The following is an 18174-nucleotide window of genomic DNA, read 5'->3' as shown; positions in this document are numbered from 1 at the left end:
AATCGATTTTTAATTTTCAAGCTTAATTTCACTGATGATTGATATCCAATTATCCATATCATTTATTTGGCGAATTGGACTTTTCTAAGGACTTATTCTAAATAATCATTTAAAATATTGGAATTTTCGATATTTTATTTCAAAATTTATCAAAGCTGTTCCAATAAGGACTTAACTTTGCATTCTAAAATTTTGGAAACCCATGTACTTGATTAAAAAAATGATTGTTTGTCTTGATCAGACCTCTCTGGACAAGACTTTGATTGAGTTCGCCAAATTCGTGGCGCAGGTAAATCATACCAAAAAGATATTTTTTGTGAATGTGATCAAGAATCTTTCCGTACCTAAAGAGGTATTGGAAGAGTTTCCCAATCTGATTGAAAACATGGTATCTGAAAGACAAAATGCCATGAAAAAATCAGTTCATGAAGTCTTCGGGAATCAAAAAGAAGTCTCCTTAAACTTCATTGTCAAGGAAGGAAATCTATCCAAAAAAATATTGAAGCTAGCGGAAGAGAAATCCGTGGATATGATTTTAATTGGTAGAAAGACCAATTTACCAGGTACCGGAATTGCCGCTTTGCGCCTAGCAAGAAGGGCCAGCTGCTCCTTATTGATTGTACCGGAGGACTCTGTCCCTAAGGTGAAAAAGATTCTAGTACCTTCTGATTTTTCTGAGTATTCAAGAGATGCCATGGAAGAAGCGATTATGATCGCGGATCGACATGGAAAAGCGGAGATTATTTGCCAAAACGTGTACAATGTACCATCGGGCTATCACTTTACGGGTAAAACCTACGAGGAATTTACCCAGATCATGCAAATGCATGCAGAGATCAACTACAAGAAATTCATTCGAAAAATCGACACCAAAGGCATCAAAATAACGCCTATTTATACCAAAGATGATGACGATGATCCCGTTCAGGAAATAATCGCCAAAGCATTGGAAATCGAGGCTGATGGAATCATTATTGGTGCAAAAGGACGAACAGCGGCTACTGCCCTCTTTATTGGGAGTATGGCAGAACGATTAATTCAATACAATGATAGCCTTCCACTATTGGTTACTCGACCAAAAGGTAAAAACGCAGGTATCTTAGATTACATCTTGGAGATTTAAAGTCTTTCAGCAGAAAAGGTATCCCCTTGACTTAAATCTCCGGAATCAAATCCTTTCTTAAACCAACGCATCCTTTGGGCGGAGGTACCATGAGTGAAAGAATCAGGTACTACCCTACCTGTTGACTGTTTTTGAAGTCGATCATCCCCGATGGCGTTGGCTGCATTAAGGGCTTCTTCCAAATCCCCTTGTTCCATCATGCCACTGATTTTCTGGGAATGATGGGCCCATACTCCCGCTAAGAAATCAGCTTGAAGCTCAAGTCGAACAGAATATTGATTGTATTCCGTATCTGAAATTTGCCCACGAAGTGATTGCACTTCATCGGTGATTCCCATAATATTTTGGATATGGTGGCCTACCTCATGAGCAATTACATAAGCTTGCGCAAAGTCTCCAGGAGCATTGAGTCTCCGCTCCATTTCTTCAAAGAAACTCAGGTCTATATATAGCTTTTCGTCAGCAGGACAATAAAAAGGACCTGTTGCTGCACTTGCATTTCCACAGGCAGAAGAAACTGCTCCAGTAAAAAGTACTAGGGTTGGTTCACGATAATTTTCAATTAACTGACTCCAAATCAATTCAGTATCTGCCAAAATCACAGAGCTGAACTCAGCTAATCGATCTTCTTCTGCAGTAGGGGTGTAATTGGCTTCGGTAGTAAAACTTTGACCTCCACCACCTATGATATTACCCAAAAAATTCAATGGATTGGTTCCAGTGATAAATGAGAAAATCAACAGAATCCCCACGATTACCAGGCCGGTTTTAGAGAATAAAAACTTCACTAAAGAACCTAGGAGCAAGGGATTCATTCCCCCTCCACCCATTTTTCCTCTTTGACCTCTCCTATCTTCTACATTACTACTCCTTCTTCTTCCTTGCCATTTCATAGCGAATATTTAATTGAAAAATGAACAACTATTTCCCAGTATAACAAAATCTACTTTTTCGATTTATTAAAAATAGCCAAATTAGGGTCATCCAATAACAAAAACCCAAAATTAAATACTATGAAGCTCTTCAAAAACCTATTAAATATTTCCTTAACTACCCTCCTTTTTTTAGGAATCTCGACCTCACTTTTTGCACAAATTGGTGTAGGAGTAGCCCCTATTGAAGGTGCGGAATTAATGCTAGATGGAAGCAAAGAAATGCTATTAGAAAAATGGCAATACTGGGAAGGTCCAAGATTCTCAGCACAAGCTCCCATCAAATGGATGGAATTCAAAGATCCAGTTGATGGAGGAAAAGCAATCAGCAGTAATGACCCAGCGGCAGCCGGTGGGAAATATGGAGCTGCTGATATTGTAACCAAAAAGGAATATCGAGACTTCAGAGCTCATGTGGAATTCCTAGTTAATAATGAAGGAGGAAACAGTGGTGTCTATCTTCAAAACCGCTATGAAATTCAAATCTTAGATGGGGACTATGGCTTACATGGTATGGCTGCCGTGATTAATGAGCATCTTCCAAAAGAAGAAGCTTACAATGGAGTGGGCAAATGGAATGCCTATGATATTGTTTTCAAAGCCGCTCGATTTGAAAACGGAAAATTGACTGAAAAGGCCCGAGTAACCATTTATTTTAATGGGAAGAAGATCCACGAAGATGTCTCTATTCAGCAAGTGTGGGGAGGTCCTAACTCAGGAATAGATGGAGGAAATGACGGAGGAAAAGGAATCACAGATCGACCGGGCGGACTTAAACTTCAAGCAGAAGGACATGATGTTTTTTACCGAAACATCTGGATCAAACCATTGAATCTTGATGGAAAAACCACGGATTTTTAATTACAAAAAAGGCTTCCAAATTGGAAGCCTTTTTCATTTAAACAAATTGATTATCCTAGCTTAAATCGAATAGGAAGTCTCATTTCAGTTCGAACTGGCTGTTCATTTTTGATTCCCGGAGTCCAATTTGGAGAAAGCTTTAAAACCCGCAGCGCTTCTTCATCACAACCTCCCCCAATTCCTCGAAGGACTTGAGTTTCAGAAATGGATCCATCCTTTTCAATAATAAATTTTAAAACAACTGTACCCTCTATTTTTTTGTCTCTTGCCATAGTTGGGTATTTGAGGTTAGTTGCAACATGCGTAAACCATCCATCCATTCCACCAGGAGGTTTTGGCGGTGAATCCAGCGTTTCCATTTCACTAATTGAAACGGTTGATTCCTGAGCAATAATCTCTTGTGAGGCTGCTAGAAAAAGTATTATTAGAACAGTCCCCCCAACTTTTTTAAATAAGTCTTGCATCATAAATAATCCATGAATTAACTCAATTTGAATCGAATTGGTAACCGCATACGAGTTCTAACTTCTTGCCCTCTTTGCTTTCCTGGCTCCCAGTTCGGTGCATTTTGTACCACACGCAGAGCCTCTTCATCACAACCAGCCCCAATTCCTCGAAGAATTTCTACATCCGAGATAGATCCATCTGTATTTACCACAAATGCTAGGACCACAGTACCTTCTATCCCCATTTGTTTTGCTTTATCTGGATATTTGAGATTGGCCATTAAATATTCACCCCAAGCCGACATTCCTCCATTAGGCTGTGGAGGGTTTTCCACCACATCAAAAATCTCATCAGCTCCGATTTCCACCAGTTTTCCATTCACCATGCCATGAAGTTCGGTATCCCCGTTTTCATTGATGATTTCAACTGTATTTTCCGGCTTAATAGCATTTTCATCTGCGATATTTTGATCACAGGCAAAAACCAATACCATTGTTGCCACGAGTGGAACAACCATTAAAAAACGGCTTTTTGCTACGGAATTAGACTTTTCTCGATTCATCATCAGAATTCTTTTTTTGGTTTGAAATTGATTAAAACTATGCGCAAGCTGCCATCCTCTGTCCTGAACGATCAATCGAAGAAGCAAGCGGGAATAGTCAAATTGTGAGTAGGAACCAATCACTCCATAGTCTGCCTGAAACTCATGCAATTCTCTCAAGACTTTCTCAAAAAGATGCACTAAAGGGTTAAACCAAAAGAGGGATTTGAATAAATGGGTAATAAGAAGATCCCATGAATGTTTTTTCCGAACGTGCACTGATTCATGAAGCAAAATTTGCTGATGTTCTGGATTTTCTGGATTAAAACTCGGAAGCAGAATAGTGCCAAAAAATGAAGCTGGTTCAAATTTGGGATGAACTGCTAAAACCAAACCTTGGTATGTAAACCTTTCAGCTAATTGAAGCTGAAAAATCGGCTTTACTAATCCCAAAATCATTCGAATCAGGCTTACACCAAACCCTATCAAGTACACTTTCAGAAGAAGGTCTAACCAATTAAATGATTGTACTTCGGCTTTATTTTGCCCAAACTCAAAAGCCGGCAATAGAAATTCCTGAAGTACAGGTTGCGCTTCGTATAATTGAATAGAAAGAAAAGGAATCACCACAGCCATTCCCATTAAGGAAAGCAAGAAGACTCTATTCCAATCAAAAAATGTAAGCTTTTCTAGCACTAGCTTATAAAACAACAAGCCTATGCCTAAAATGAGACTTCCCTCAATCCAAAAATCAATCAACCACTTCATTTTTTCGCTTTTTGCTCTGCTTCATCTATAAACTTCTGAAGATCTTCAATCTCGTCTTTCGAAATTTCTTTTTCTTTCACCATAAAGGATAAGAAATTACTGACCGATCCTTGAAAGAAATTGCTCACAACATGCTGAATCCTTCCTTTTGAATACTCCTCTTGGGAAATCAGCGGAATGTACATGTGTGTATTTCCATAAACCTTATGCGTCAAATATCCCTTACTCTCCAAAAGCCTCGCAGTTGATGCGATGGTTGTATAAGGTGGTTTCGGTTCTTCCATTTCGTTGAGAATGTCCCGAATTAATCCTTGGCCTAACTTCCAAAGAACAGCCATAACTCTCTCTTCTTGTGCTGAAATCTCTTTCATAACTCAATACTATAATTTATTTTTTATTTAAACAACTATTTTTTCGTAATTCTACGATATTTGAAAACATTCCTCAATTTATTAAAATTCAAAGGAAAGCAAAAAGCAATTTTAGAAAAGGATGAAAAGCTTAATCCTCAGGAAGGATTTCGATAGATTCTTGCAAAACAGGGCCTACCAAAAAATATCCTAATACTGACCCTTGACCTTGGGTAATTTGAAGATTTGTATCCGGGTTTTGAGGAGGAGGACTGAATAAACCTCCATCATTAAATAATAAACCTACCAATTGATTGAAATAATCAAAAACATCCTTATTCATACGGAATAATTCCAATCGAACCCGATCCCCTTCTTCAAAGGCATAATTGAGTTCCAGTCCTTCTTCAAAAAATTCGACTCCAAAAGTGTCATCAAAAAGAAGATAATCATCCCGATCATTTTTGAGGGTATCATTTTCAATGACTCGAATCCGATAATAATTATCCTCATCGAAAGGAATCTTTCCAAAAGCCTTGATATAGTATCCTTCTTCCCGAAAAATCCGCTCCTCCTGAAATTGATAATTCAAACTGTCTAAAATTGGAGGTGGAAGCATCTCTCCTTGACCGCGATATTCATTCCCTTTCCATCGTACTATCAATTCATATCGCTCTCCTATCACCGCGACTCTACGAGGATCCAAAGGTTTATAAATAGAGAATTGAGATAAAAATTGAAAAGGAATAGCTTCTCCAGTATTTAAATTGCGAATGAATACCTCTGCATCTCCTATTATCGTCGCATCTTCATTATCAAAATAATCTTGAGCCAAGGAAAGCTTTACTTCATTCATGTTTGGAATATTCGTCCAATTTCCTTCAATAATCGGAATATCACCCTCTATCGTAGCCAATGGAAGATCTACTTCTTCTTGGCAACCAAGGCTAGCAATTAGGAATAAGATAAACAGGCACTTCTTCATCAGAATTGAAAATTATAGGTGATTGAAGGCAAAAAGGTGAAAAGATAGGTCATTATTATTCCCTGCCTGGATGATGTAATTGGATCTCCATCTCCTGGATTAAAAGCTATATCATCGTTATAAATTTCCCGGAATTCATAAGCGAAAGGATTCTTTCTCCCATAGAGATTGTAAATACTAAAATTCCAGCTTCCTCTCCATTTCTTCCCTTTGTTATCATTTTTCCAGGTGATGGAAGCATCCATCCGATGATAATCAGGAAATCTATCCTCATTTCGAAAAGGTGAAAAAAGCGGGAGTTGTTGATTGTCGGATTCGTAGGTGCCTATTGGAAAGGTAACAGCTTGACCAGTAGTGTAAACAAAGGTCACACCAGCAGACCATTTAGGCGAAAACTCATGATTTAAAACCAATGTCACATCATGTGGCCGGTCAAATCGAGGGTTATATGCCTGCCCTTGACTGATTCCTTCAATTTTTCTCCAAGCCCGGGACCAGGTATAAGCCAACCAACCTGTAGTCTTCCCGGTATTTTTTCGTAGCAAAAATTCTGTTCCATAACTCCAACCTTCACCGGATAGAATTTCGGTCTCCACATTATCGGTAAATAGCACCTGAGCTCCATTTCGAAGGTCAATTATTCCATCCAAAGTCTTGTAATATCCTTCGATTGACAATTCCCATTTGTTTTCTTGGAAGTTTTTGAAGAAGCCAAGTGAAACTTGATCACTTCGAATAGGACTTACATATTTATCTGCTAAAATCCAGCGATCAATTGGCAAACCGGCAGAACTATTAGATGCTATCTGTACATACTGAAAGTTCCGATTATATGCTGCCTTAATAGAAAACTGATCATTGATCAAATATCGAAAAGCCACACGTGGTTCAAGTCCTTGGTAAAATTGGATATTCTCCAATCTATCATATCGAACAGAATCAAGAACTTCAACATCCGGACCGGGTATTCCTCCATCATACACGTATTCCACACCCGAGCCCAGTTGATTATAAAACCCCCACCTGAGCCCTCCTTCCAAACTTAATTTTGAATTGAGTTCAACACTTGCCCCCGCAAAAATATTATTCAAAAGCCCATTTTTGGGATTAGTTGAAATACCATCAAAACTAGCTCCTGGAACTGGAATCAAATCGATGGGAGCAAAATGGTAAAATTGAGAGTGGAAACCCCAATAGGTTTGAACTTCATCCCGAATTTGTGACCAGGTTCCTTTCAGCCCGGATTGAGAAAGACGACTTCCCCAGTCAAATCCATTCTCGGGGTCTTCAAACTCCAAACTGTAATAATATCGAGAATGATAAGCCTCTAAATCAAAAAAAGCTTGTGCATTGATGTTTCTAGACCATTGAGCAGAACTTACCCAGTTGCTCCAACCTAAACCAAACTGATCATCCAAGCCCAAAAAGTCGCGGCCTTGATAAGAACTTACACTTATTCTATCCCGATCGCCGACTCTAAATACAGCTTTTCCACTAAGGTCATGAAAGTTAAGCTTGTTATTTCGAATGTCTTCATCAGATGATAGTCCCAAAAAAACATCTGCATAAGTTCTTCTTCCAGAAATCACAAAAGTTGAATTTTCAGAAAAAAGTGGACCATCCAAAGTCAATCGGGAAGAAATGGTTCCTATTCCGCCTTCCCCGTGAATTTTAGAATTATTTCCCTCCCGAAGCGAAACATCGATTAAGGATGAAAGCCTTCCCCCGAAAGAAGCAGGCATATTCCCTTTGTACATTTCCACCTCACTCAAGGCATCAGGATTGAAAACAGAAAAGAACCCAAAGAAATGAGATGGGTTGTAAACAGGAGCACCATCAATCTGTACTAAATTCTGATCGGCAGAACCACCCCTCACAAATAATCCGGTCGTTCCCTCTCCTGCCGTTTGCACACCTGGAAGTAACTGAAGGCTTCTGAACAAATCCACTTCTCCAAAAAGCGCCGGGATATTTTTAATCGTCTGAATGGGTACCCGATTCTTTCCTGTCTCCAGGCTTCTCAAGTTTTCATCAGGCCGTAATTCCTGAATCAAAACCTCTTCCAATGAAAGCTCTTCTGGACTAAGAAAAAATCGTATCTGCTTACCCAAATCCTTTTCTGTGATCTCCCGAGTTGAGGTTTCATATCCGACGAAGGAAACTTTCAAAACTGCAGGAAGCTCTTGAAGAGAAATAGAAAAAGTACCATCCAAGCCTGAAACAACACCCGAACTGATATCATTTTCCCAAAACACACTTGCACCTGGAAGCGGAAGCGAGTTTTCACGGTCTAGAACAATCCCTTGAAGTTGAGATTGATTTTGAGCTTGAATAGACTCAAAGGAAAAAAGGAAAATAAAAGCAGCTAAAAGAGCCGAAAACGGGTATTTCATGAGTTAAAAGAAGCACACATATTTTTCAAACACGTGCTCACAAAATTAATGTTTGTTAATTTTTAGATTCTGTTCCAATTCTAAACTTACCGTCCATCCCAAAGGTTATTTCCTTGCCAATTATTTTTTAATTTCAGGCCATGATTTGGGCATATCCAGATTTCCGACTGATTTTGGTTCTAGGGGCAATTTTTGCGCTGCTATACCTATTTTACATTTCTAGGTTTTGGTTGATCAATCGGCGCTTGAAGGTTGAAAAAAGGAGATTATTAACCAAGCTAATTCTTCGTACCCTCTACTTTTTGTTGTTTTTGGTGGCATTTGCAGGTCCATCTATCGGAACTTCTACCAAAGAAGTAAAAGAGGAAGGCAAAGACATCTTTTTAGCGGTGGATTTATCCCAATCCATGAACGCCACAGATATTGGCCCTAGCAGACTACAGCGCATTAAATTCGAGTTAAAAGAGCTTATCAAAAGTTTCCCTTCAGACCGGATCGGCTTGATTATTTTCTCTTCCGAAGCATACATGCAATGTCCTTTGACTTTTGATCAAAATGTATTGCAGCTTTATATAGATGGATTGAACACAGGACTTGTTCCCAATGCTGGAACAGATCTAAGCGGACCCCTTCGCATGGCTTTGGACCGATTTACAAATGATCCTTCTCCTGAAGTTAAATCAAAATCCGTTGTGTTAATTTCCGACGGAGAGGATTTTGGGGAGGATTATGAATCGGTGATATCTTCTTTGGGAGAGCAAGGAATCAAAGTCTATTCCTTGGGAATCGGAACGGAGTCAGGAAGTCCTATCCCACGAGGAAATGGTGTCGTAATTGATCCAAACACAGGTCAGCCAGCTGAAAGTAAATTAGACCGAAGTTCCCTACAGCGAATTGCCGTGGAGACCGGAGGTCAGTATTTTGAAATATCAGACCAAACTCAGGAAGTCTCAAGTTTGGTAACAAGTTTGGAGCAGCTAAAAGGAGGAAGCATAGGCACCAGGCAAGTAGAAGCTTCTTCCAACAAATACTTTTATTTCCTTTTGGCAGGCTTAGTTCTTTCTATTTTGGATATGATTTTACCCATCAAAACCATTAAACTATGAGTATGAATTGGGCTAAACTCATTTTCGGACTTTTCCTTTTAATTCCTTCTTCTTGGGTCAAAAACTCCAAGTTGAATGCGGCTATCGATGTGGCAGCGGAAAGCTATGCAAATGCCGAATACGAACAATCCCTTCAAAATCATTTGGCTATTCAAGAGCAATTTGGAATTCAATCATCCGAATTGGACTTTAACCTAGGCCTAAGTGCTCAATATGCTGAAAAGCTAGAAGAGGCCACTGGCTTTTATGACAAAGCAAGTACTAGTTCCAATGCTATGCTTTCCTCATTTGCCTATAATCAAGGCGGCGTTTTATTGGGAAATAAAAAGGAATATGAGGTTGCCTTGAGTAAATTTAAATCAGCTCTCATCAAGGATCCATTCAATGAAGTAGCTCGACATAATTATGAATTATTAGCGAGATGGCTGAAGCGGGAAGAAGAGCGGAAAAACCAGGAAGAAAATCCACCTGAACCATCTGAATTTGCGAAGCGAAAGAAAGCAGAAGCTGACCGATTAGTTGAACAATTTAGGTTTAGGGATGCGTTAAATGTAATGACAGAAGCACTAGAACAAGATTCTACTGTTGCAGCTTATCAGGAGTTTATTACCCACTTACAAGAAGTCACTGAAATCAATGAAAAATAAAAGCTTTCTTCTTTTCATTTTTGCTTTATTTCTAAGTCTTTCCACAAAGGCACAGACTGCTGGTGATTTTTTCAACAGAGCAGCTCGATCTTATGTCAAAACAGAGCGGGAACAAGCCTTGAACACAGTCAATGAAGGCTTGAGCAAGTTTCCAGGAGACTCTAAACTTCAGGCTTTAAAGGAAAAATTAGAGCAAGAACAAGAGCAAGAACAAAACCAAAATCAAGAACAACAAAACCAGCAAAACCAAGAGCAGCAGCAACAAAATCAGCAAAGCCAAGGAGAACAAGGAGAGCAGCAGGAAAATCAGGATCAAGGCGACAAAACTGATCAGGATCAGGCAAAGGAATCCCAATCAGGAGATCCTCAGGAAAAAAGTGAGGATCCTGCCAGTGAGAATGCCAATGATCAAATGGATGCTAACCTTGCAGATAGACAGAAAGCTTTGGAAGAGTTCAAAGAAAAATTAAAAGCAATGAATCTGACTCCTGAACAAGCAGCTCAGATTTTGGAAAGTATGAATGCCGCTGATCTTCGCTACATTCAGCAAAACCGAAAAAAGGCTACACAAAGACCAAAGCGGGGAATTCCTGATTGGTAAGAATTGACTCAAAATATATTTATCAGATAAACCCAAATAAACATGATCAAAGAAGTATATATCGTTTCCGCAGTTAGAACTCCCCTTGGCAGTTTTGGAGGGAAATTATCCGGACTTACTGCTGTTGAATTGGGAACGACTGCAATCAAAGGAGCTTTGGAAAAGGCTGGAGTAAAGGCAGAGGCTGTACAGGAGGTTTTCATGGGAAATGTGATTTCTGCTAACCTTGGACAAGCACCTGCGAGGCAAGCTGCGATCGGAGCTGGAATCGGATACAATGTACCCTGTACTACCGTCAATAAAGTTTGTGCTTCCGGCATGAAATCCGTGATGCTAGGAGCTCAAACCATCATGCTAGGTATCAATGACGTAGTGATAGCAGGCGGAATGGAAAGCATGTCCAATGTTCCTTTTTATGTTCCCAAAGCACGATTTGGATATAAATACGGCAATGCTGAATTAGTTGACGGTTTAGTAAAGGATGGGCTTTTCGAAGTGTATTATAAATTCCCGATGGGTAATTGCGCAGACAATACTGCCCGAGAAATGAATATTACTCGAGAAGAACAGGATAATTACGCTATTCAATCCTATCAGCGAGCAGCTGATGCTTGGGCTAAAGGTTATTTCAAAGACGAAGTAGTTCCTGTAGAACTTAAGGGAAGAAAAGGAGAAACCATCTTGATCGATGAAGATGAGGAATATAAAAATGTAATGTTTGAAAAAATCCCAAATCTGCGACCGGTATTCGAAAAAGAAGGAACAGTGACCGCTGCAAATGCTTCCACTATGAATGACGGGGCTTCTGCGCTAGTTTTAGTAAGCAAAGAAAAAGCTGAGGAATTGGGACTGAAGCCATTAGCCAAAATCAGAGGGTTTGCAGATGCTGCGACAGATCCGCTTTGGTTCACGACTGCTCCTGCTTTGGCAATTCCAAAAGCTCTAGCGCATGCAGGTGTTACTCCTGAGCAAGTTGATTTTTATGAAATCAATGAGGCATTCTCCGCGGTAGCTTTGGCAAACCAAAAAGAATTGAACTTGGATTCCTCCAAATTAAACGTTTATGGCGGAGCGGTTTCATTAGGTCACCCGCTAGGTGCTTCAGGAGCTAGAATTATTTCTACGCTGAACTCTGTACTTCATCAGCAAGAAGGCAGCATTGGAGTTGCTGGAATTTGTAATGGAGGTGGCGGTGCTTCAGCCATTGTTATCGAAAAAATGTAAACTCTAAATTCAATCCGCGGCAAATAAGCTGTCGCGGATTTTTTTATGAAAAGAATCCTTCTTTGTCTCTTTTCTATTTTTCTCCTTGGATCTGCTTCTGCACAAGAAGCAGTGAGGACCTATTATGACGAGCAAAAAATGATGCTCAAAGAAATTTACTATACGGTAAATGGAAAAGCAGAAGGGCTTTTAAAAAGATATGATGAGGAGGGCCGACTTGTCTTAACTGGTCAACTGAAGAACGATCAACGGGAAGGGCTTTTCGTAGAGCTCAATCCTGAAACTGGAGATACTTTAAGAATCATCCCCTTTGTCCAAAACAAAAAACAGGGACTTAGCAAAAATTTCTATATCAATGGATCAATTCACCAAGAATTGACCTATGTAGATGACCAAATCCAAGATAAGGTAACCACTTATTTTGAAAATGGTCAAGTTCAAGATATCACCCATTTTGAAGCAGGTTTGCCAAATGGAAAAAGTGAACGTTTTTATGAAGACGGGAAGCCTGAGCGAACGGCTTATTACAAGGATGGAAAGCTTGATGGTGAGCTTTTGGAGTATTATCCAAATGGCAACCTGAAGGCAAAAGCAACCTATGAAAAAGGTGATTTAGAGGGGAAAGAGATTACCTATTTTGACAATGGACAGGTTCAATCTCAAATTGATTTTAAACACGGAGTCTACAATGGTGATTTTCTGGAGTTTTTCCCAAATGGAAAAAAAAGAACAGAGTCATTCTATAGAAATGGTGTAGAGACAGGAACCACTCGGGAATATTTCGAAAATGGTCAAATACGATCCGAAATCACCTTTAAAAATGGAATACCTACTACTCCTTTTAAAAGCTACAACCAAGAAGGAAAACTTACTTTGATTCGTGAATTTGAACCAAAGTCAGATTATGTCTCAAAGGAAACCTTTTACCATCCCAATGGCCAAATTCAACAAGTAATTAATTATGAAAATGGATTATCTCAGGGAGAAGTAAAGGTTTATCGTGAAAATGGAACTGTAGAAGAAATCCGATATTTCAAAAATGGACGACCTACAGGTATTTGGCTTTTCTTTGATGAAGAAGGCAATCAAATTCGAACAGAAAAAAAGTAAAACAAAGATTAGAAAAAGGAATCCCCAATAAATCCTCCATAGAAAAGAAAGCTTTTCTATTTTTGTCAAAACATCATCCTCATGAACCAAGCGATCAAGGAAACCCATTTCCAATTTCCCGGACAAATTGACTTTTACAAAGGAAAAGTACGGGATGTTTATATTTTCGAAAAGGAATTGGTGGTCGTAGCCTCAGACCGGATTTCTGCTTTTGATGTGGTTTTGCCCCGTGCAATTCCATTTAAAGGTCAGGTACTTAATCAAATCGCTGCTAAATTCTTGGAAGCAACCTCTGATATCGTTCCCAACTGGGTAACTGCAACCCCTGACCCTAATGTAACAATCGGGAAGCGATGTGAGCCATTCAAAGTAGAAATGGTTATTCGGGGATACATGTCAGGTCATGCTGCACGCGAATACAAAGCTGGAAAAAGAAGCATTTGTGGCGTACCTATGCCCGATGGAATGCGAGAAAATGATCCCTTCCCTACTCCCATCATCACCCCAACTACCAAGGCTTCAGAAGGGCACGATGAGGATATTTCAAGAGAAGATATCTTAGCCAAAGGGATTGTCAGTGAGGAGGATTATGTGATTTTGGAAAAATATACCCGAGCCCTATACCAAAGAGGTCAGGAAATGGCTGCTGAAAAAGGCTTGATTCTAGTAGATACCAAATACGAATTTGGAAAGCATGATGGCAAAATCTACCTCATAGATGAAATTCACACTCCAGATTCAAGTCGATATTTCTATGCGGATGGCTATGAAGAAAATCAGGAAAAAGGCCTTCCGCAACGTCAGCTTTCCAAAGAATTTGTTCGGCAATGGTTGATCGAAAATGGCTTTCAGGGCAAAGATGGGCAGCAAGTTCCCGAAATGACGGATGAAATTGTAGATAGCATTTCTGATCGCTATATTGAATTATTCGAAAAAATCACCGGAGAAAAGTTTCAAAAGGCAAATACGTCCAACATTACGAAGCGGATCGAAAATGCCATTAATAATTACCTTAAAGAAAACTAAATACAACTATGAAATACAGCATTGATAAGAAAGAGCAATACGTGATTTTTACTCCTCTTGAGGAAAAATTAGACTCTCTCCTAGCTCCAAAATTGAAATCCGAACTTTTGACCGTGCATGCAGAAGGCTATGGAAAATTAGTCTTGGACATGAGCTATGTGAAGTATGTGGACTCTTCAGGGTTGAGTGCATTATTGGTTGGGGACCGAGAATACGGAAATAATGGTGGCCTATTTTTGATTTCTGGTGTACAGGATCATGTGATGAAGCTGCTTCAGATTTCCATGTTGGATAAAAAATTGAATATCGTTTCTGATTTGGAAGAAGCTGGAGAGACCATTTTCATGCACGAAATCGAAAATGGCAGCGGCGAGGATGAAGAAGAGACAGAAGATTGAAGCCAGAATTTGAGGTAACGATTTTAGGGAATACTTCTTCAATTCCCGTTCATGGAAGAAACCATACTGCTCAGGTTGTGCAGATCGGGCAGGAATGGCTACTCATTGACTGTGGGGAAGCAACCCAAATTCAGCTCCGAAAATTCAAAGTCAAAGCTTCAAAAATCGATCATATTTTTATCTCCCATTTACATGGGGATCACTATCTGGGTTTAGTAGGCCTGCTTTCAAGTTTTCACTTAGGAAAACGAAGCAGGCCTTTAAACATTTATGGCCCAAAAGGTCTGGATGAAATCATCACCACACACTTTAGATGGAGCAATACTAGACTCACCTTTCCTATTCATTTTCAGGAAACTAAAGATGATCAGTTAAACCTATTACTGAATCATCCCAAATTCATGGTCTATAGCTTTCCGCTGAAGCATAGACTACCAACAACAGGTTTTTTGGTACGTGAAAAACCACGACCTAGAAACCTGATTAAGGCAAAATTAGAAGAGAAAAAACTACCCTTAGAAGCAATTACTTCACTTCGAAATGGAATGGATTACATTGGAGTAGATGGCTCTTTTTACGCTGTTAGAGATTTCTGCTATCCGTCAGACCCGGTTCGATCTTATGCTTATTGTTCGGATACTATTTTTTGGCCGGAGCTGGTGGAATTCATAAAAGGTGTGGATTTGCTATATCATGAATCTACTTTCCTTGATACCGATAAAGAAAGGGCTGAATTGACATATCACAGCACCGCATCGCAGGCTGCAGAAATCGCTAAAATTAGTAAAGCCAAAAAGCTTCTATTGGGGCACTTTTCCTCTAGATACAAGGATTTAAGTCCAATGAAAGCAGAAGCTGAAAACATCTTCTCAGAGGTTGAGTTGAGTGAAGAAGGAAAAACCTACAGCATATGACCCGCTCAGAATCTTCGAAAAAAACCAATCTTTTTCTAATACTAGGTTCCATATTTCTGACAAATGCAATTTTGGCGGAAATCATCGGAGTGAAGATTTTTTCAGCTGAGAAAACCTTTGGATTTGATCCTGTTAACTGGACCTTTTTCGATGAATATGTCCTGGACTTCAATTTGACAGCTGGTGCTGTTATATGGCCAATAGTGTTCATTACAACAGATATCATCAATGAGTATTTCGGCAAAAAGGGAGTAAGAAAGGTAAGTTTTATCACCGCCGGATTGATTGCTTACATTTTCTTAGTCATCACCGTAGTCACCAAATTAGTCCCGGCTGATTTCTGGTTGGATGTAAATGCTGTAACCCCTTCTGGTGAAGAATTTGACATTTCTTACGCCTTCAACACCATCTTTCGTCAGGGATTGGGAATTATTGTAGGTTCTTTGACTGCTTTCTTATTGGGACAATTAGTAGATGTCTTTGTCTTTCAGCGACTTCGTGCAGTTACAGGTCCTAAGATGATTTGGTTAAGAGCCACTGGATCAACTTTGATCAGTCAGTTTTTTGATTCTTTCGTGGTTTTAGGAATTGCATTTTACCTGTTTGGCAATTGGAGTATCAGTCAAGTAGTTGCAGTTGGAATCATCAATTACGTATACAAATTCGTCGTTGCAGTTATATTGACTCCACTCCTATATGTTGGCCACGGAATGATTGATAAGTATTTAGGAAAGGAATTGGCTGAGAAAATGATGAAAGAAGCATCCGCTGATCGTACCTTTCTTTAAATGATTTAAGCTAAATACACCAAATAATTTTTTACATTCTTTTCGATATTTTAAAGAATATTCTAAATGATCCAGAAGATCACTTGTTTTACAAAATATTTATCCATACTTTTGCACCGTCAATTTTGACATAGAAAATTTTTTTCTGAGCCGTGATTTCCTTACTGTCGCTTGTCTGGGATCAAGGAACATGGCAGGAAAAAGTAAGGAAACATCATGGAAAACAACACAAAATTCTCAAACCTGGGGATTTCTAAAGAAATCTTACAGGCAGTGGAAGAAATGGGCTATACCCAACCTTCCCCAATTCAAGAACAGGCTATCCCCTACATCTTAGAAGGTCAAGACGTAATTGGTCAGGCTCAAACAGGTACGGGAAAAACAGCAGCATTTGCCATTCCAATCATTGATTTGGTAGATCCTGACTTTCACAAGCCACAAGCTATTATCCTTTGCCCTACACGTGAACTTGCTGTACAGGTAGAAGGAGAATTTCAAAAACTAGCCAAGCATCACCGAAAAATCAGTTCTGTAGCCATCTACGGAGGAGAATCTATCGACAAGCAGATTCGAATCTTGAGAAAAGGTGTACAAATCGTTGTTGGTACTCCAGGTCGAGTTCAAGACCATATTAACAGAGGAACTTTGAAATTGGATGATGCTGGTATCATCGTTTTAGATGAAGCAGATGAAATGCTTGACATGGGCTTCAGAGATGATATCGAGGCGATTTTGCAGGAAATGCCTGAGGAAAGACAAACAGTTTTCTTCTCAGCAACTATGGCAAAGCCGATTATGGACTTGACTCGCAAGTACCAAAACGAGCCTCACATCATCAAAATCGCCAAAAAAGAATTAACAGTCGATCGCATTGAGCAAATCTATTACGAGGTAAAACCTACCTTGAAAATGGAATTGATGGTAAGATTGATGACTGTCAATAATTATAACCTCTCCGTAGTATTCTGCAATACTAAGCGAATGACTGACGAGGTTACCGAATCTTTAGGTTCTCGAGGCATTTTAGCCGAAGCATTGCACGGAGACCTATCTCAAGCTCAAAGAGATAAGGTGATGGGTAAATTCCGAAAAGGACTTTGCACCGTCTTGGTAGCAACAGATGTAGCTGCTAGAGGTATCGACGTTGACAATGTAGAGGCAGTATTCAACTTTGATTTGCCTTTGGATGAGGAATACTATGTACACCGAATCGGTAGAACCGGTCGTGCTGGAAAATCCGGAGTTGCAATCAACTTCGTGACCGGTCGTCGGGACATGCAGAAAATCAAGGATTTGGAGCGATTTACTAAAGCAAGTATCACCCGAATGGATCCTCCTTCTGTATCCGAACTGATCGAGATGAAAAAGAAACAGTTGGTGAAGGATGTTCATAGAATCCTTGCTAAGGACGAAGACAATCAAGTTTTCGAAGAAACCCTTGGTCAGCTGTTAACAGAGGGATTGACTCCTGAGCAAGTAGCACTTGGTTTGATCAAAATGACCATGGGTGAAGCTGTTCAAGAATTGAGAGATCAGGATTTCTCCTTGCCATCATACCAAGACCGAAGAAGAGAGCGTGGTGAGCGTTCAGAGCGTTCAGAAAGAGGAGGTCGATTTGAGCGAGGTGGAAGAGATGGAGGCCGAAGAGGAGAAAGACGAGACGGCGGAAGAGAGCGTAGAGGTGGTGGAAGAACTACTGAAGCCAACATGACCCGATTGTTTTTGAATTTGGGTAAGAAAGACCGAATCCGTCCGAATGATATCGTAGGTGCAATCGCTGGTGAAGCAGGTATTCCCGGAAAGAGCATCGGAGGAATCGATATCTACGACAACTTCTCTTTTGTGGATGTGCCTAAAAAAGATGCGGATCACGTAATTCGTACCATGAAGCACAACACGATCAAGGGAAAGACCGTTAATATGGAAATTTCAAAAGGTTGATTATAGGTTAAGGTTAATT

At 39.7% G+C, this 18174-nt stretch carries 17 protein-coding genes and 2 pseudogenes; 12 read left to right on the top strand and 7 right to left on the bottom strand.

Annotated features, from left to right (window positions below; genetic code table 11):
* The first annotated feature begins 202 nt into the window (after positions 1-202).
* Complete coding sequence (locus tag NY014_RS02770) at positions 203-1123, top strand: universal stress protein (protein ID WP_259413004.1); 921 nt, start codon at positions 203-205, stop codon at positions 1121-1123.
* Here NY014_RS02770 and ypfJ read toward each other — a convergent pair.
* Complete coding sequence (gene ypfJ / locus NY014_RS02765) at positions 1120-2016, bottom strand: KPN_02809 family neutral zinc metallopeptidase (RefSeq protein ID WP_259413003.1); 897 nt, start codon at positions 2014-2016, stop codon at positions 1120-1122. The two genes, NY014_RS02770 and ypfJ, sit on opposite strands and share 4 nt — an antisense overlap.
* Positions 2017-2136: 120 nt before the next feature.
* Between ypfJ and NY014_RS02760 the strand changes: the two genes are divergently transcribed.
* The gene (locus tag NY014_RS02760; protein WP_354003156.1) at positions 2137-2916 is read left to right on the top strand and encodes a 3-keto-disaccharide hydrolase; all 780 of its coding nucleotides are present in this window, start codon (positions 2137-2139) and stop codon (positions 2914-2916) included.
* Between the two features lie 50 nt (positions 2917-2966).
* On the opposite strand, the gene NY014_RS02755 is transcribed toward NY014_RS02760, so the two are convergent.
* The 6 genes and pseudogenes from NY014_RS02755 to NY014_RS02730 form a co-directional block, all read right to left on the bottom strand.
* Positions 2967-3383 carry an energy transducer TonB gene (locus tag NY014_RS02755; RefSeq protein WP_259413002.1) on the bottom strand — a complete coding sequence of 139 codons (417 nt, stop codon included), beginning with the start codon at positions 3381-3383 and terminating at the stop codon, positions 2967-2969.
* 14 nt (positions 3384-3397) lie between these two features.
* A pseudogene (locus NY014_RS02750) lies at positions 3398-3718 on the bottom strand (energy transducer TonB); the annotation flags it as partial.
* A 219-nt stretch (positions 3719-3937) separates the two neighbouring features.
* A pseudogene (locus tag NY014_RS02745) lies at positions 3938-4363 on the bottom strand (M56 family metallopeptidase); the annotation flags it as partial.
* 305 nt (positions 4364-4668) lie between these two features.
* A complete protein-coding gene (locus NY014_RS02740; protein WP_259413001.1) occupies positions 4669-5043 on the bottom strand; it encodes a BlaI/MecI/CopY family transcriptional regulator in 375 nt (124 codons plus the stop codon).
* Between the two features lie 130 nt (positions 5044-5173).
* Positions 5174-6007: a DUF4249 family protein gene (locus NY014_RS02735; RefSeq protein WP_259413000.1), complete on the bottom strand. Its 834-nt coding sequence runs from the start codon at positions 6005-6007 to the stop codon at positions 5174-5176.
* Positions 6007-8400 (bottom strand): TonB-dependent receptor, encoded by a 2394-nt coding sequence (locus NY014_RS02730; RefSeq protein ID WP_259412999.1) that lies wholly within the window; start codon positions 8398-8400, stop codon positions 6007-6009. Before NY014_RS02730 ends, NY014_RS02735 begins: the two co-directional genes overlap by 1 nt.
* Before the next feature lie 140 nt (positions 8401-8540).
* Between NY014_RS02730 and NY014_RS02725 the strand changes: the two genes are divergently transcribed.
* The 10 genes from NY014_RS02725 to NY014_RS02680 all read left to right on the top strand — a co-directional run bounded on the left by NY014_RS02725 (position 8541) and on the right by NY014_RS02680 (position 18155).
* Positions 8541-9506, top strand: a complete 966-nt coding sequence (locus tag NY014_RS02725; RefSeq protein ID WP_259412998.1) for a vWA domain-containing protein — start codon at positions 8541-8543, stop codon at positions 9504-9506.
* Positions 9503-10153, top strand: a complete 651-nt coding sequence (locus NY014_RS02720) for a hypothetical protein (RefSeq protein WP_259412997.1) — start codon at positions 9503-9505, stop codon at positions 10151-10153. The genes NY014_RS02725 and NY014_RS02720 overlap by 4 nt, the downstream gene beginning before the upstream one ends.
* Positions 10143-10754 carry a hypothetical protein gene (locus tag NY014_RS02715; RefSeq protein WP_259412996.1) on the top strand — a complete coding sequence of 204 codons (612 nt, stop codon included), beginning with the start codon at positions 10143-10145 and terminating at the stop codon, positions 10752-10754. The genes NY014_RS02720 and NY014_RS02715 overlap by 11 nt, the downstream gene beginning before the upstream one ends.
* A gap of 45 nt (positions 10755-10799) precedes the next feature.
* Positions 10800-11978, top strand: coding sequence for an acetyl-CoA C-acyltransferase (locus NY014_RS02710; RefSeq protein ID WP_259414120.1), 1179 nt, complete (start codon positions 10800-10802; stop codon positions 11976-11978).
* Between the two features lie 45 nt (positions 11979-12023).
* Entirely contained in the window at positions 12024-13088 is a 1065-nt protein-coding gene (locus tag NY014_RS02705) for a toxin-antitoxin system YwqK family antitoxin (protein WP_259412995.1), read from the top strand.
* 81 nt (positions 13089-13169) lie between these two features.
* Complete coding sequence (locus NY014_RS02700) at positions 13170-14114, top strand: phosphoribosylaminoimidazolesuccinocarboxamide synthase (RefSeq protein WP_259412994.1); 945 nt, start codon at positions 13170-13172, stop codon at positions 14112-14114.
* Positions 14115-14122: 8 nt separating this feature from the next.
* Entirely contained in the window at positions 14123-14512 is a 390-nt protein-coding gene (locus NY014_RS02695; RefSeq protein ID WP_259412993.1) for an STAS domain-containing protein, read from the top strand.
* Positions 14509-15426 carry a ribonuclease Z gene (locus NY014_RS02690; protein ID WP_259412992.1) on the top strand — a complete coding sequence of 306 codons (918 nt, stop codon included), beginning with the start codon at positions 14509-14511 and terminating at the stop codon, positions 15424-15426. The genes NY014_RS02695 and NY014_RS02690 overlap by 4 nt, the downstream gene beginning before the upstream one ends.
* Positions 15423-16214 carry a queuosine precursor transporter gene (locus NY014_RS02685; RefSeq protein ID WP_259412991.1) on the top strand — a complete coding sequence of 264 codons (792 nt, stop codon included), beginning with the start codon at positions 15423-15425 and terminating at the stop codon, positions 16212-16214. Before NY014_RS02690 ends, NY014_RS02685 begins: the two co-directional genes overlap by 4 nt.
* Positions 16215-16430: 216 nt before the next feature.
* Complete coding sequence (locus NY014_RS02680) at positions 16431-18155, top strand: DEAD/DEAH box helicase (RefSeq protein ID WP_259412990.1); 1725 nt, start codon at positions 16431-16433, stop codon at positions 18153-18155.
* The last annotated feature ends 19 nt before the right edge of the window (positions 18156-18174 follow it).

This window comes from Algoriphagus limi (assembly GCF_024919275.1).
GTDB classification, from domain to species: Bacteria; Bacteroidota; Bacteroidia; order Cytophagales; family Cyclobacteriaceae; genus Algoriphagus; species Algoriphagus limi.
This window is presented reverse-complemented; position numbering and strand designations above follow the sequence as displayed.